A 13,710-nucleotide genomic window follows, 5' to 3' on the forward strand; every position below is an offset into this window, starting at 1 on the left:
ACCATGTCCTCCCAACGCGTCCTCCCATCCCCGCCGCCCCTGCAGCCCGAGCAGGGCATTCCGGACCATAAGTCCAGGCGTGTAAACGGCGGCTCTCCTACAGTTCGCACGAAGCTGACCGAATCCGAGCGGAAGCGTCGCCTCGGCAATATCATCGTGACGATCGTTCTCTCCCTGGGCGCAGTCGTGATGGTCGCTCCGCTGCTGTGGACGTTCTCTACGTCGCTCAAAACCCGCGACGGTGTGTTCGCCCTGCCACCGCAGTGGATCCCCGACCCGTTCGTCTGGGAAAACTACCTGCGCATCTGGTCCGCCGGACCGTTGCTCAGCGGTATTCAGAACAGCCTGATCGTGGCCTGCACCGTCACCATCGTCGGAACGCTCTTTTCCGCCCTGGCGGCTTTCGCCTTCGCGAAGATGCGGATGCCTTTCAAGAACGTCCTTTTCCTGAGCCTGCTCGCGGCGCTCATGGTTCCGTTCCCCACCCTGATGATTCCGCAGTTCACCATGTTCGCCTCGATCGGCTGGGTGGACACACTGCTGCCGCTGATTGTGCCCTTCATCTTCGGCAACATCATCATGATCTTCTTCCTGCGCCAGTACCTTTCCTCGGTGCCGGACTCGATCATCGAGGCCGCCAGGATCGACGGCGCGTCCTACCTCCAGATCTTCTTCAAGCTGATCTTCCCGATCATCAAGCCGGCTATCGCTGCACAGTTCATTCTCTGGTTCATGGCTGTCTGGAACGACTACCTGGCCCCGATCATCTACCTGAACTCGCCCCAGGTGCAGACCCTGCAGCTGGTCATTGCGAACTTCAACGCGCAGTACGCCATCCAGACTGACTACCCGCTCATCATGGCGGCCTCCTTCGTGGCGCTGCTTCCCGTGCTGATCGTGTTCATCGTGTTCCAGCGCCAAATCATCGAGTCCATCGCACTCACCGGATCCAAGGGCTGACCGATGTCACTTCTGGGAAACCTGCAGCCTGCATCCACCGACCGGCCTGAGAGCTGGGGTGCGCGCCATGCGCATGATCCAACAGTGGTGAGGGACGACGACGGCACCTACTACATGTTCTCGACGGACGCGGTTGCCAACTCAACCGAGATCCCATCGGGAGTTCATGTGCGGTCCTCAACCGACCTGGTCGAATGGACTTACCGCGGCACTGCCCTGAACGGTGTGCCCGAGGTTGCGGCCGAGTGGACCGGCGCGAAGGGTCTCTGGGCTCCGGACGTCGTCCGCTGGCCGGCCGCGGCAGGGGAGCCGGTCTGGCACATGTACTACTCGGCGTCCACGTTCGGATCCCGCACCTCGGCCATCGGGTTGGCGGTCGCGGCGAGCCCAGCCGGGCCGTGGCAGGACCGCGGACTCGTGGTCCGGACGCTCACCGGCCGCGATGCGCAAAACGCCATCGACGCCGCCGTTACGTTCGACCGCAACGGCGATCCCTGGCTGACCTACGGCTCCTTCTTCGGCGGTATCCACACCCTGCGCATGGATGCGGAAACCGGGACGGCGCTTGTGGAGGGCGACCTCGGCACGTGCATCGCCCGGCGGCACACCGACGTCGACCGCGCCATCGAGGGAGCCTTCGTCCAGTACCGGCAGGAGGATGACCGCTATGTCCTCTTCGTCTCCTATGACTCCCTGTTCAACACCTACAACGTGCGGGTTGCGGTGGCCGACGAGATCACCGGCCCGTACCGTGATGCGAACGGTACGGACATGACCGATGTCGAGGCCGCTCCGCACGCCGTGGGCACCAAAATCCTGGGCAGCTACCAGTTCGACGGTGACACCGCCTGGCTCGCGCCGGGCCACAACTCGGTGCTCGTGGTCCCCGATGGGGAACACAAAGGCCAGTTCATGGTGCACCACGTCCGCTTGGCGGAGGACCCAACGCAGCACCGGGTCCAGCTCCGGCGGATCTTCACGACAGCGAACGGCTGGCCCGTTGTATCTCCTCACCCCTATGCCGGGCAGGACGGCGAAACCCTGCCCGAGGAGGCACCGATCAGCGGCGACTGGCGGGTAATTCGTTTCACTCCGGATTCCACCGACCTGGTGAGAGCCCAGCCCATGACAGTGCATCCCATGACAATGCACGACGACGGCGGGGCCCGCTCCGGTGGGGAGGCCCGGCAGGTGCGCCTCACCATCACGAACGAAGGAGCCGACACTGAGGTGGACGCCGTGGTATTCGGTTCCTGGGACGCCTCCCGCAACCGTCCGGCGCTGTCCTTCAGCGGTGTTGACCGGCACGGGGTTGTCTACTCAGGAACCCAGGGAGCGTGAGCATGGACGCGAGTCTGAAAAGGGACGCAATCGCCGAAACGGGAAGTGACACGCCGGGTTGGGCCGGCCGGCTGATGGAGTGGCTCCGGTTCGTCATGCAGCTGGTGCTCCTGAACCTGCTGTTCCTGGCCGGAACGCTGACCGGATTCGTTGTGTTCGGAGTCTTCCCCAGCGCCGTCGCCACCACGGTGCTGCTCGCCCGGCTTCGCGCCGGAGACCCCGGGGACCGGCTCATCAGCGACTTCGTCACCGCCTACCGCGGGTCCTTCGTGCACGCGAACAAGGTCGGAAGCCTGTTCGCCGTGGCCGGCCTGCTCGCGATCCTCAACGTGGCAGCCCTTCCCACGGCGGCAGCGGGCCCGCAGCTCGCGCTGAGTGCGCTCGCCGTCGTCGTCTCCGGGGCACTGGCCGTGTCGGCGGGCGCCGCCGTCGTTATCTGTTCCCGCCACCGGGATACGGTGCTGCGGACCTGGCGCTATGCGCTGGTTCTTCCGCTGGCCTCACCGGGCATGACGATCGCCTGGCTGGTATCGATGACCGCCGTCGCTATCCTCCTCGGCGGCATCAATGCGCTCCTTCCGCTGGTGGGCGCCTCCCTTCCACTGCTGGTGTCGGGAATCCTCGTCGGTCACCGGCTCGACCGCCTCACGCAGGCCGGCGCGACGGATGACGAGGCAAGAGACCGGACGCCCTCCAGGAGGCCGCAGCACCTCACCGCGTGACACCGACCCAAACCGCCCCTAACAACTTCGAACGTTCAGAACCACCCATAGATAAGGAATCACCGTGACCACCACCACCTCGCCCGACTCGACGGCGGCCACGACACGCGCCGAAGGCAGCGACCTCCCCGTGGAAGCACCGACCACCATCCGCATCGACCGTTCCGCCGTCGTTGCACCGATCAGCCGCCGGATCTTCGGCTCCTTCGTCGAGCACCTGGGCCGCTGCGTCTATGACGGCATCTACGAGCCCGGCCACCCGACCGCAAACGAGGACGGCTTCCGCATGGACGTCGTCGAGCTTGTCCGCGAACTCGGCTCCACCACCATCCGGTACCCCGGCGGCAACTTCGTCTCCGGCTACCGCTGGGAAGACGGCGTCGGTCCCCGCGACCAGCGTCCCGTGCGCCGTGACCTCGCCTGGCATTCGATCGAAACCAACCAGGTGGGCCTTGAAGAGTTTGCCCGCTGGTGCAAGCTGACCGACTCCGAGCTGATGATGGCCGTCAACCTCGGCACCCGCGGCATTGAAGCGGCACTCGACCTGCTCGAGTACGCCAACCACCCCTCCGGCACGGCCCTGAGTGACCAGCGCATCGCCAACGGCGCCAAGGATCCGTACAACATTCGCATGTGGTGCCTCGGCAACGAGATGGACGGGCCCTGGCAGATCGGCCACATGTCGGCCGAAGACTACGGCAAGATCGCGGCCCGGACCGCCTCCGCCATGAAGACGGCGGACAAGGACCTGGAGTTGGTGGTGTGCGGTTCCTCCGGCTCATCCATGCCGACCTTCGGCGAGTGGGAGCGCGTCGTCCTCGAGCAGAGCTACGACTACGTCGACTACATCTCGTGCCACGCCTACTACCAGGAGCGCAACGGCGACCTCGGCTCCTACCTCGCCTCCTCGCTCGACATGCAGTACTTCATCGAGACCGTGGTGGCCACCGCGGACCACGTGAAGCACAAGTTGAAGAAGCAGAAGACCATCAAGCTCTCCTTCGACGAGTGGAACATCTGGTACCTCGAAGAGCACCAGGCATCAGACGAGGTCAATGACGAATGGCGCGTTGCGCCCCGGCAGCTGGAGGACACCTACTCAGTCGCTGACGCGGTGGTCTTCGGTAACCTGCTGATCACGCTGCTCAAGAACCACGACCGCGTCGCCTCGGCCTCGCTCGCGCAGCTGGTCAACGTCATCGCACCGATCATGACCGAGCCGGGCGGAGACACCTGGCGCCAGACCACGTTCTTCCCCTTCTCCGTGACCTCACGGCTTGCAAAGGGCGAGGTCCTGCGCCCGCAGATCATCTCCGGCACCTACGCCACGAAGGTCTACGGAGACGCGCCCCTGGTCGACGCCGCGGCCACGGTTGACGCCGGCAACGCGGCCCTCTTCCTCGTCAACCGCAGCCAGACCGACTCGATCGACGTGTCGATCGACGTGAAGGATCTTGGGGCGAACGTCATCACGGAAGCGGTCACGCTGCATGACGAGGACGTCTACGCCAAGAACACCCTTGAGAACCAGACCCGCGTGGGCCTGAAGGATCTGCAGGGCGCCGTGCTCGACGACGGTGTCCTCACCGTCACCCTGCCTCCCGTTTCCTGGTCCGCGATCGCGCTCGGCTAGTGAAACTCCCTGCAGCGGCGTGGTCCGCCGTCCTGATCACCCTGGTGCTCGGGACGGCGGGCTGCGGCGCTCAACCCGCGGGGGAGAAGCAACTCAGCGGCGACTACTTCACCCATGATCCGGCGCTTGTGGCGGGGTCGGGTGCAGATGGCCGGGAGGGCGACTGGTTCGTCTACTCCACCGGGGACGGACAGGTCGCGGACGGCAACATCCAGGTTCGCCGCTCCGAGGACGGCGAGCAGTGGGACTACGCGGGCGAGGTGTGGCAGGAGAAGCCGGCATGGCTCGCCGAGGTGGTTCCCGGCGTCGTCAATCTGTGGGCTCCGGAGCTCTACGAGCATGACGGCACGTGGTACCTGTACTACTCGGCGTCAACGTTCGGGAGTAATGACTCGGTGATCGGGCTGGCGACGAACACCACCCTTGACCCGGAGGACCCGAACTACGAGTGGGTCGATCGTGGGGAGGTGCTGTCCTCGGAGGGGAAGAACTTCAACGCCATTGATCCTGGGATCGTCGAGGACGAGCACGGCACGCCGTGGATGAGCTTCGGCTCTTTCTGGGGAGGCCTACAGTTGGTTCAACTTGAATGGCCATCGGGTCTCCGCGCTGATCCCGACGCAAACCCGGTCACCATTGCCGACAGGCAAGTGCCGTCCAATGCCATCGAGGCGCCCTACCTGCTCGCACGCGACGGCTACTACTACCTCTTCGTGTCGAAGGACTTCTGCTGCAAGGGCCTCGAGAGTACCTACAACATGGCTGTGGGCAGGTCCGCCACCATCGAAGGGCCCTACGTGGACCGCGACGGCGTATCCATGCTCGACGACGGCGGCACTCCCTTGCTGGCGGGCAAGGGCCCTCGCGTGGGGCCGGGCGGGCAGTCCGTCTCCGGAGACGTGCTGGCCTTCCACTATTACGATGAAGCACTCGACGGCGCGTTCCGGCTCGGGCTGGTCCCTCTCACCTGGGACGACGGATGGCCGACAGCGCGCTGGGACTAGGAGCCGTTCATGGGATCCACAACCGCTACCGTTACACCGGCCTCACCGCGGTCCGCCGACCGGCTGAGGTACCACCCGCTGGGACTCGACGCTGTCCGTTTCGCACCGGACGGCATGCTCGGTGCATGGCAGCAGGCGAACCGCAGCGGCAGCCTCCGGCACTGCATCGAACAGTTGGAGGCCTCGGGCGCGCTGCCGAACATGCGGGCGGCAGCGGAAGGTCGTGCCGGAACCTTCAGGGGTTTCCACTTCGCCGACTCAGACATCTATAAGGTGCTGGAGGCCCTCGGGTGGGAAGCCGGCCGCAGCGACATTTCGGAATTCCTCCCGTTCGTGGACGAGACCGTAGCACTGCTTGCCCGGGCGCAGCAGGAGAACGGCTACCTCAACTCCTTCTACGCTGAGACACCGGACCGGCAGTTCAGCGACCTCCGCTGGGGGCATGAGCTGTACTGCCTCGGGCACCTGCTGCAGGCGGGCATAGCCTGGGCGCGGACGTCCGGACGCACCGACCTGCTGGAGATCGGTGTCCGGTTCGCCGAGCTCGTGGCGGATTCGTTTCCACCGAGTGGGCGTCCGCCTGTCTGTGGGCACCCGGAAATCGAGACAGCACTCATCGAGCTCTATCGCCATACCGGAGACACCCGCTGGCTGGAACTGGCCCGCCGCATGGTGGACGCGCGCGGGCACCGAAGCGTCGGCGAGGACCGCTTCGGCTACCAGTACTTCCAGGATCATCTGCCGGTGCGCGATGTTCCGGGGGCCACCGGACACGTGGTGCGCCAGCTCTACCTGGCTGCCGGCGTGGCCGACCTGTACACGGAGGGCGGTGACGACGACCTTCTCGCTGCCCTGGAGCGTATCTGGTCCGACGTGCACTTCCGCAAGATGTACATCACCGGCGGCCTCGGCTCCCGGCACCGGGACGAAGCCTTCGGAGACCCCTTCGAGCTGCCGCCTGACCGCGCGTACTCGGAAACGTGCGCCGCAATCTCAAGCGTGCAGTTCAACTGGCGGATGCTCCTCGTGACCGGTGAAGTGAAGTACGCCGACGAGCTGGAGCGCGCCCTCTACAACGCCGTTGCCGGTTCCACGTCGCCGGCCGGAACCGAGTACTTCTACTCCAATCCGCTGCAGGTCCGGACCGAGCGCGACGGCGAGCACGAGCAGGCACCAGCCCGCCGCGCACCCTGGTACGACTGCGCCTGCTGCCCGCCGAATCTCGCCCGACTCCTGTCGTCGCTGCACGCCTACGCAGCAACCACGGACGACGACGGCGGCCTCCACCTCCACCTCTACGAGCCCGCCGGCATCCGACTTCCGGACGCGTCCGTCGTGGTCACCACGGGCTATCCGTTTGATGGCCGGATTTGTCTGGAGGTTACCGGTCACCTCCCGGTACTGTCCCTGCGGCTGCCCGGTTGGGCGAGGAGTTACAGGCTGCTGGTTGACGGCGCGGAACAGCCGGAGGAGCCGGTTGACGGTTATCTCCGTATCACCGACGTCGGGCAGGGCATCGTCGAACTGATTCTCGATATGCCCGCCGAATTTCGTGCTCCACACCCGCATATCGACGCCGTCCGCGGATGCCTGGCCGTGACGAGGGGGCCGCTGGTGTATGCGCTGGAGCAGGCCGACCTGCCCGCCGGCGTCGTGCTGGAGGACGTGCTGCTGGATTCCTCGGGCGAGCCGGAAGCAGGTCCTGGAAAGGCACTGGTGCCGGGCGACATCAGCGTGCCGAAGGTACGGGTGGCAGCGGTGGTGCGGACGCCGGCGTCGTCGGCGATCTATCCCGTGGCAGGAGCGGAGGCATCCGGTGCATCGCAGCGGATCTCCGTTGATCTTGTCCCGTACTTCCGGTGGGGCAACCGCGGGCCGGGAGGGATGCGGGTGTGGATCCCGGCGGCCTTGTAAGGGGTGGTGCGTGCTGCACAGGGATGGCAGGCTGGACTGATGGCATACAGCAAGGGAACCAAGGTCAGTTGGAATACGTCGCAGGGTAAAACCTCCGGCAAGGTTGTTGAGAAAAAGGAGAAGGAGTTCACCTTCGACGGCCAGAAGTTCAATGCATCGAAGGACGAGCCCTGCTACATCGTCGAGAGCGAGAAGTCGGGCAAGCAGGCCGCCCATAAGGAAAGCGCGCTCGACAAGCATTAGCGGGAATGTTTCCCGGTCCACCATGGTTCAACTAGATGCAAAAGCATGAAGGCAGTGAAACTGGAGGACCGGCCATGGAAACGCGCCGAGTAGTAGTAGTGTCCGGCGGCATGGGAATGCCGTCATCAAGCCGTATGCTGGCAGACCAGCTCGGCAGGGCAGCGCAGCGCGAGTTCGAGCGCGCCGACGTCCTCACCGAGATCACCACCATCGAACTGCGTGAGCTCGCCGTCGACATTGCCAACAACATGGTTACCGGCTTCGCTCCGCCAGCGCTCGCCGCCGCCCTCAAGTCAGTTTCGGATGCCGATGCGCTCATTGTCGTCACCCCGGTCTTCTCCGGCTCCTACAGCGGGCTCCTGAAGTCCTTCTTCGACGTCCTCGACAACACTGCACTGGACGGAATGCCCGTGCTCATCGCCGCCACCGGCGGAAGCGTGCGGCATTCCCTCATGCTCGACCACGCCATGCGGCCCCTGTTCACCTACCTCCGGGCGCGCGTGGTCTCGACCGGCGTGTATGCCGGGCCTGAGGACTGGGGCGCCGGTTCCAACGGCGCACCCGCCCTGGACCAGCGCATCAGCCGCGCCGCCAGCGAACTCGCGGGCATGGTCGAAGGCACGACGACGGCGCGCCGCCCCCAAGGCATCCAGCCTTCCGCCCCGTTTGAGGAACTCCTCGCGCAGGTGCAGGGCCGCTAAGCGTCCACTGCCCTTCCCGGTAGTCACGCTTCACTACGCGGACCCAGCGTTCGGATCTGCCCACTGAGGCGAGTGTTTCAGTGGGATAGTCCGGACATTCCCACTCAACGTTCGGTTCGGTGGGATATCCCGTCGGGGCGGGTCCCGTCACCTCAGTGCATCGTGAAGGTGCGGGCGACGGCGTCGTGCACGGTCGGTAGCCCGGCGACCCTGCCCATGATGCGATTGCGCGCCGTCAACAGCGCTGACGGCAGGGGACGTCCCAGCATCATGTTGATGTGCGCCTGCCGTGACGCGGCCAGCGCAGCGCGGCGCCGTTCCTCGTTGAACCGGCGCAGGCCCAGCCCGACGTCGGTCCCCGCCAGCGAGTCGACCACCAGTGGAACCAGTTGGGAGGCATCAAGCCACCCCAGATTCATGCCCTGGCCGCCGATGGGGGACACCTCATGTGCGGCGTCGCCCACCAGGGCGATGCGTCCCTCCACGAAACGGTCGGCGATCCTGCGGCGTACGGCGAAGGAACTGAGCATGGTGTTGTTCCGGGTATCGACGGCGACGCCCGTCCGCTCAGCCACCAGTCCCGCGACGGTCCCCGCGGTCGGGTTTTCCACCAGCGACGGCATGCGCACCACCCAGCGCCGCACCCCGCCGGGGAGCGGAAAGGATTCCACAATCCCGTCGGACTCCAGGTAGAGGGCGGCTGTGCTCCCGTCGCCGGTGGTGTCAGGGAAGTCGCCCATGACATATGCGTCGGGGTAGGGCCGTACCTTTGCCCGGATTCCCGCCGCGCTGCGCACGGTGCTCCGGGCTCCGTCTGCGCCGATGAGCAGCGCCGAGCGGTAGGTGCGGTGGTCGGTGACCGTCACCACCCCGGTCCCGACGTCGTGAACGGCCTCGACCGTTTCTCCCCGCCGGAGCGCGTTGGGGGCCACTTCCGTCAACCGTTCGGACAGGATGCGCTCGGTTTGCTCCTGGGGGATCGCCAGCACATATCGGTGCGGTCCGGGCAGGCAGGCGAAGGACAATTCGGCCACCGTGCGCCCGCGGCTGCGTGCTATGCCGCCCGGAATCTGCACGCCCGCCGCGATGAGGGCCTCCGCAACCCCCGCTTGTTCCAGGGCTGCTAGCGCCGGCGGATGAATGCCGATGGCGCGGGAGTGCGAGCTGCGCACGCTGCGGCGCTCGAGTACCTCCACCTCTATGCCGGACTGCGCCAGCAGGATCGCGGTATACAACCCCACCGGTCCTCCGCCGACAATCAGGACATCAGGCACGGTAAACCAGCAGGTTCCGGAACGGAACCTGGCCCTCCACCCGCCAGCCTTCGGGTACGACGGCGCGTAGTTCCTTTGCGAGGTAGCACCGCCGGATCGAGGTCAGCCCGTCCTCACGAATGAACGAGCCGCGCAGGGGAAGGGTGGCCACGGAAAACAGGGCAAACCCGATCCGGGTCCGCTCGATGTCACTGTGCAGGGCGAGGCGCTTGCTGAGTAGCTCCGAGTCGCGCAGCAATCCTCCCAGTTCCTGCGGCGAGAGGTGGTGGAGGACATGGTTGGACGTGACGACGTCGAACCGTTCTCCCTCCGCAACGAGCTCGGAACTGAAGGCCCGGCGGAAGGTGAGTGCCGGCGTCGTCGGCTGGCTACTGGCGAAGGCGTAGGCGCGTTCATCGGGGTCGATCGCGGTGATGCGCAGTTCGAAACCGTCACGGGCGGCCCAACGGGCGAGCGCGCGCGGGACGTCACCGCCGCCGGAGCCGATGTCCAGGAGCGTGTTCACCCGGGACGTCGACAGCACCGGACGGATATACCGAGCCCAGGTCCGGTGCCAGCCCGCGACCGCGCGGTTGACGAGCGGGAACTGGGCGTAGGTGCGGTCGAGCTTAGCCGGGTCGCAGTCGGGCTTGTCCATCTCTTCGACTGCGGTGAGGTCGCGGTGGGCGAGGAAGGCCATTCAGACCGCTGTCTTGGTGAGGAGCGCCGTCTCGACCGTAAGGCCGGGGCCGAAAGCCATGGAACAGATGCGTTCATCGTTTTCGGCTGCGGGCTGGTCCAGGATGTGCTTGAGGACGAACATCACGGTGGCGCTGCTCATGTTTCCGTAGTTTCGCAGGGTTTCACGGGCAGGAACCAACTGCTCATCGCTGAGCTTAAGTTTGGCCTGCACCTTGTCCAAAATGCTGCGCCCTCCCGGGTGGATCCCCCAGTGCTCGATGTCCCGGTACTCCAGGCCGATCAGGGACTCATCCCGTTCGATCAGGGGAGTGAGGGCACCGACAATGTGCTCGTCGATGATGTGGGGAACGTAGGTACCGAGGACCATCTCGAAGCCTTCATCACCAATGTTCCACGCCATCGACTCCTCGCCGACCGGGGTGAGCGTCGTTTCGAAGAAGTCCAGGCTGAGCATGCTCCCGGCGGGGCGGGGGAGGTCAGTGCGGGCGCTGATGACGGCGGCTGCGGCGCCGTCGGCGAAGAGGGACGTTCCCACGATGGTGTCGGGGTTGTTGGAGGAACGAACGTGCAGCGAGCACAGTTCGGCACTGACCACGAGGACCGAAGCCTTGGGGTCCGCCTCGCAGAAGGACTTGGCGGCACGCAGCGCCGGGAATGCCGCGTAACACCCCATGAACCCGAGGTGGTAGCGCTGTGCCGATGGGTCGAGGCCCAGTGCGCGGACGATCTTGTAGTCAGGTCCCGGGTTGAAGAACCCGGTGCAGGAGACGGTGATGACGTGGGTAATGTCGCCCGGCTCGACGCCTTCGGCAGCGTCCAGGGCTTTTTGTGCGGCTTCGACGAACAGCTTCGTACCCGCCTCGGCGTAGACCTCGTTGCGGGCTTTGGTCCCCGGACTGAGGATCGTCATGGTCGCCGAATCGAAGAACACTGGAGACTCGCTGTGCCGCTCCAGCGTGAGCTCCTCCACAGCGGTATAGCGCGTGTCGATGCCCGAGGAATCAAATGCGGCGGTCACCAGTCGCTGGCCCAATCGGTTGAGTCCGGGCTGCGCGGCGAAAACATCCCTCACCTGGGACTGCACCATGACGGTAGTCGGTACGGCGGTTTCGAGGGACCTTATGAGGACTGTCATAGTTCATTGTTAGGTGAGCGGATAAGCGAACACAATACGAAGCAGGCTGACGATATGCTGACAGTCTGCTGCCCGATGCTCCCCCCGGGTCGGGGTAGCGTGAAGGTATGGCACTGCACCAGAGCGCACGACGACGCCCTCCCATCCACACACGCACGCTGCGTACCGGCGCTGTCTGGGCTATCTCGGTCGGAATGCTGGCCGGCTGCAGTTCCTCCCCAACCGGCGGCGGGACGGTATCCGCTGAGCCTTCCGAATCGTCCGCCGCTGCGGCTCCGTCGTCCACCGCGTCAACGACTCCGTCAACCTCACCCAGCCCTTCGCCGAGTCCTTCACCCACCGCTGAGCCCACACCCGAGCAGCAGGAGCTGCCCCGCGGCGGTGTCGAGCTGTTCCCGGACTACCGGCTCGTGGGATTCAGCGGCCATCCCTTCTCACCGGGTCTGGGCCGGCTGGGAATCGGCGCGATTGACGAGCGGGCCGCCGAGATCGAGGCCCTCGGCACGGAACTGGCGGGCGGCAGGAAGGTCTTGCCGGTGCTGGAACTGATTGCCGTCGTCGTGCAGGCAGACCCGGGCGCCGACGGTGCCTACCGAACGCGGACTTCCGACGAGATCATCGGCGAGTACCTTGACGCCGCGCGCAGGCATGACGGGCTGCTGCTGCTGAATGTGCAGCCCGGGCGGGCAAGCATGGCCGACGAGGTCCGTGCGCTCGAGAAGTGGTTGGCGGAACCCGACGTCGGCGTTGCCATCGATCCCGAGTGGGACATCACCGCGGAGCAGCTTCCCGGCCAGGCCTACGGTCACACCTCGGGGGAGGAGATCAACGAGATCGCAGCGTACGTCGACACCCTGGTGAAAGAGAAGAACCTCCCGCAAAAGCCGCTGGTGTTCCATCAGGTGGCTCCCGGCGTCGTCTCGAATGTAGGTGCCATCCAGGAATACGAGGGCGTCGAGGTCATCCGGAGTGTTGACGGTATCGGTTCGGCCAGCATGAAGATCGAAACCTACAACCTCCTGATGGAGGACCTGCCGCCCACCGTGCACGCCGGCTTCAAGCTCTTTTTCGAGGAAGACGTAGTGCTCGGGCCCCTCATGACGCCGCCCGAGGTACTCGCGCTGACGCCGCAGCCGGAGTACGTCCTGTACGAGTAAAACCGCTTTAGAGAACCCGATCTCCTAAGCTTGGGTTATGTTGCGCTACACGTTGCGGCAGCTTCAACACTTCGTCGCCGTCGCCGACAGCGGCTCGATCAGCAGGGCAGCCGAACTGAACCACGTCTCGCAGGCCGGTATGTCGCTGGCCGTGACCGAGCTGGAGAAAGCGCTGGGCACGCGATTGCTCGTGCGGCACAAGGCCAAGGGAGTCACGCTCACGAGCGCGGGCCGCCGGTTTCTGATTGATGCGCGCGCCCTGCTGAGTCACGCCGAGGAACTGGAAGCCTCCGTCACCGAATCGGCTGGCACGCTGGCCGGACCCCTCGCCGTCGGCTGCTACACCAACCTCTCTGCGTTCTGGGTGCCGCTGATCACCGCAGGATTCGCTGCACCCAATCCCAAGCTCAGGCTGACCATCGTCGAGGGATCCCCCGCCGAGCTGCAGGATCAACTGGGGGAGGGCCGTCTGGATGCAGTGCTTACCCATACCCTGCACGTTCGCCCAGGGCTGCGCACTCGCGTGATCAAGGAAGGCAGGCCGTACATTCTGCTCGCTGCCGATCACCCGCTCGCGGGCCGGCAGGCGATCTCACTGCCGGAGCTGGCCGACGAGGACATGGTGCTGCTGGACATCCCGTCGGTCCGTGACAACCAGCTGCCCAACCTGCGCAATTCGGGGCTGGAACCTAAGATTGCCTGGAGGTCGACGAGCTTCGAAGCGGTTAGGGGCATGGTGGCCCGCGGTCTCGGATACACGGTACTTGTCCAACGACCGGCCCAGGACGTGAGCTACGACGGGCTGCCACTGGTCTGCGTGCCGATCGACGGCAGTATCCGCCACAGCGACATCTGTTTCGCCTTCCCTGACTCGCCGCAGGTCAGTAGACGGCTGGATGCGCTGATGGACTACTGCGCGGACAACGCCTAGCGAAGTACCCGGCG

At 65.4% G+C, this 13,710-nt stretch carries 13 protein-coding genes; 10 read left to right on the forward strand and 3 right to left on the reverse strand.

The window, feature by feature from the left end:
- Positions 1-3 precede the first annotated feature (3 nt).
- From M1D74_RS03210 to M1D74_RS03245, 8 genes are all read left to right on the forward strand, one after another.
- Positions 4-960, forward strand: coding sequence for a carbohydrate ABC transporter permease (locus M1D74_RS03210; protein WP_458116455.1), 957 nt, complete (start codon positions 4-6; stop codon positions 958-960).
- A gap of 3 nt (positions 961-963) precedes the next feature.
- On the forward strand, positions 964-2,301 hold the full coding sequence (locus M1D74_RS03215; protein WP_458116456.1) for a family 43 glycosylhydrolase: 1,338 nt from the start codon (positions 964-966) through the stop codon (positions 2,299-2,301).
- 2 nt (positions 2,302-2,303) lie between these two features.
- Positions 2,304-3,023: a YesL family protein gene (locus M1D74_RS03220; RefSeq protein ID WP_458116457.1), complete on the forward strand. Its 720-nt coding sequence runs from the start codon at positions 2,304-2,306 to the stop codon at positions 3,021-3,023.
- Between the two features lie 130 nt (positions 3,024-3,153).
- The gene (arfA, locus tag M1D74_RS03225; RefSeq protein WP_458117122.1) at positions 3,154-4,656 is read left to right on the forward strand and encodes an arabinosylfuranosidase ArfA; all 1,503 of its coding nucleotides are present in this window, start codon (positions 3,154-3,156) and stop codon (positions 4,654-4,656) included.
- The gene (locus M1D74_RS03230) at positions 4,656-5,660 is read left to right on the forward strand and encodes an arabinan endo-1,5-alpha-L-arabinosidase (RefSeq protein ID WP_458116458.1); all 1,005 of its coding nucleotides are present in this window, start codon (positions 4,656-4,658) and stop codon (positions 5,658-5,660) included. The genes arfA and M1D74_RS03230 overlap by 1 nt, the downstream gene beginning before the upstream one ends.
- A gap of 9 nt (positions 5,661-5,669) precedes the next feature.
- On the forward strand, positions 5,670-7,574 hold the full coding sequence (locus M1D74_RS03235; RefSeq protein WP_458116459.1) for a glycoside hydrolase family 127 protein: 1,905 nt from the start codon (positions 5,670-5,672) through the stop codon (positions 7,572-7,574).
- 39 nt (positions 7,575-7,613) lie between these two features.
- Entirely contained in the window at positions 7,614-7,817 is a 204-nt protein-coding gene (locus M1D74_RS03240; protein ID WP_458116460.1) for a DUF2945 domain-containing protein, read from the forward strand.
- A 74-nt stretch (positions 7,818-7,891) separates the two neighbouring features.
- Positions 7,892-8,518, forward strand: coding sequence for an FMN reductase (locus M1D74_RS03245; RefSeq protein ID WP_309071003.1), 627 nt, complete (start codon positions 7,892-7,894; stop codon positions 8,516-8,518).
- Between the two features lie 152 nt (positions 8,519-8,670).
- Here M1D74_RS03245 and M1D74_RS03250 read toward each other — a convergent pair whose 3' ends face one another.
- The 3 genes from M1D74_RS03250 to M1D74_RS03260 are packed head-to-tail and all read right to left on the reverse strand — an operon-like array spanning position 8,671 to position 11,608.
- The gene (locus tag M1D74_RS03250) at positions 8,671-9,792 is read right to left on the reverse strand and encodes an FAD-dependent oxidoreductase (protein ID WP_458116461.1); all 1,122 of its coding nucleotides are present in this window, start codon (positions 9,790-9,792) and stop codon (positions 8,671-8,673) included.
- The gene (locus M1D74_RS03255) at positions 9,785-10,471 is read right to left on the reverse strand and encodes a class I SAM-dependent methyltransferase (RefSeq protein WP_458116462.1); all 687 of its coding nucleotides are present in this window, start codon (positions 10,469-10,471) and stop codon (positions 9,785-9,787) included. Before M1D74_RS03255 ends, M1D74_RS03250 begins: the two co-directional genes overlap by 8 nt.
- On the reverse strand, positions 10,472-11,608 hold the full coding sequence (locus M1D74_RS03260; protein ID WP_458116463.1) for a type III polyketide synthase: 1,137 nt from the start codon (positions 11,606-11,608) through the stop codon (positions 10,472-10,474).
- 107 nt (positions 11,609-11,715) lie between these two features.
- Between M1D74_RS03260 and M1D74_RS03265 the strand changes: the two genes are divergently transcribed.
- Together M1D74_RS03265 and M1D74_RS03270 are read left to right on the forward strand one after the other, a co-directional pair.
- Entirely contained in the window at positions 11,716-12,765 is a 1,050-nt protein-coding gene (locus tag M1D74_RS03265; protein WP_458116464.1) for a hypothetical protein, read from the forward strand.
- A 37-nt stretch (positions 12,766-12,802) separates the two neighbouring features.
- The gene (locus tag M1D74_RS03270; protein ID WP_309070998.1) at positions 12,803-13,696 is read left to right on the forward strand and encodes a LysR family transcriptional regulator; all 894 of its coding nucleotides are present in this window, start codon (positions 12,803-12,805) and stop codon (positions 13,694-13,696) included.
- Positions 13,697-13,710: the final 14 nt, after the last annotated feature.

It is taken from the genome of Arthrobacter sp. D2-10, assembly GCF_054161285.1.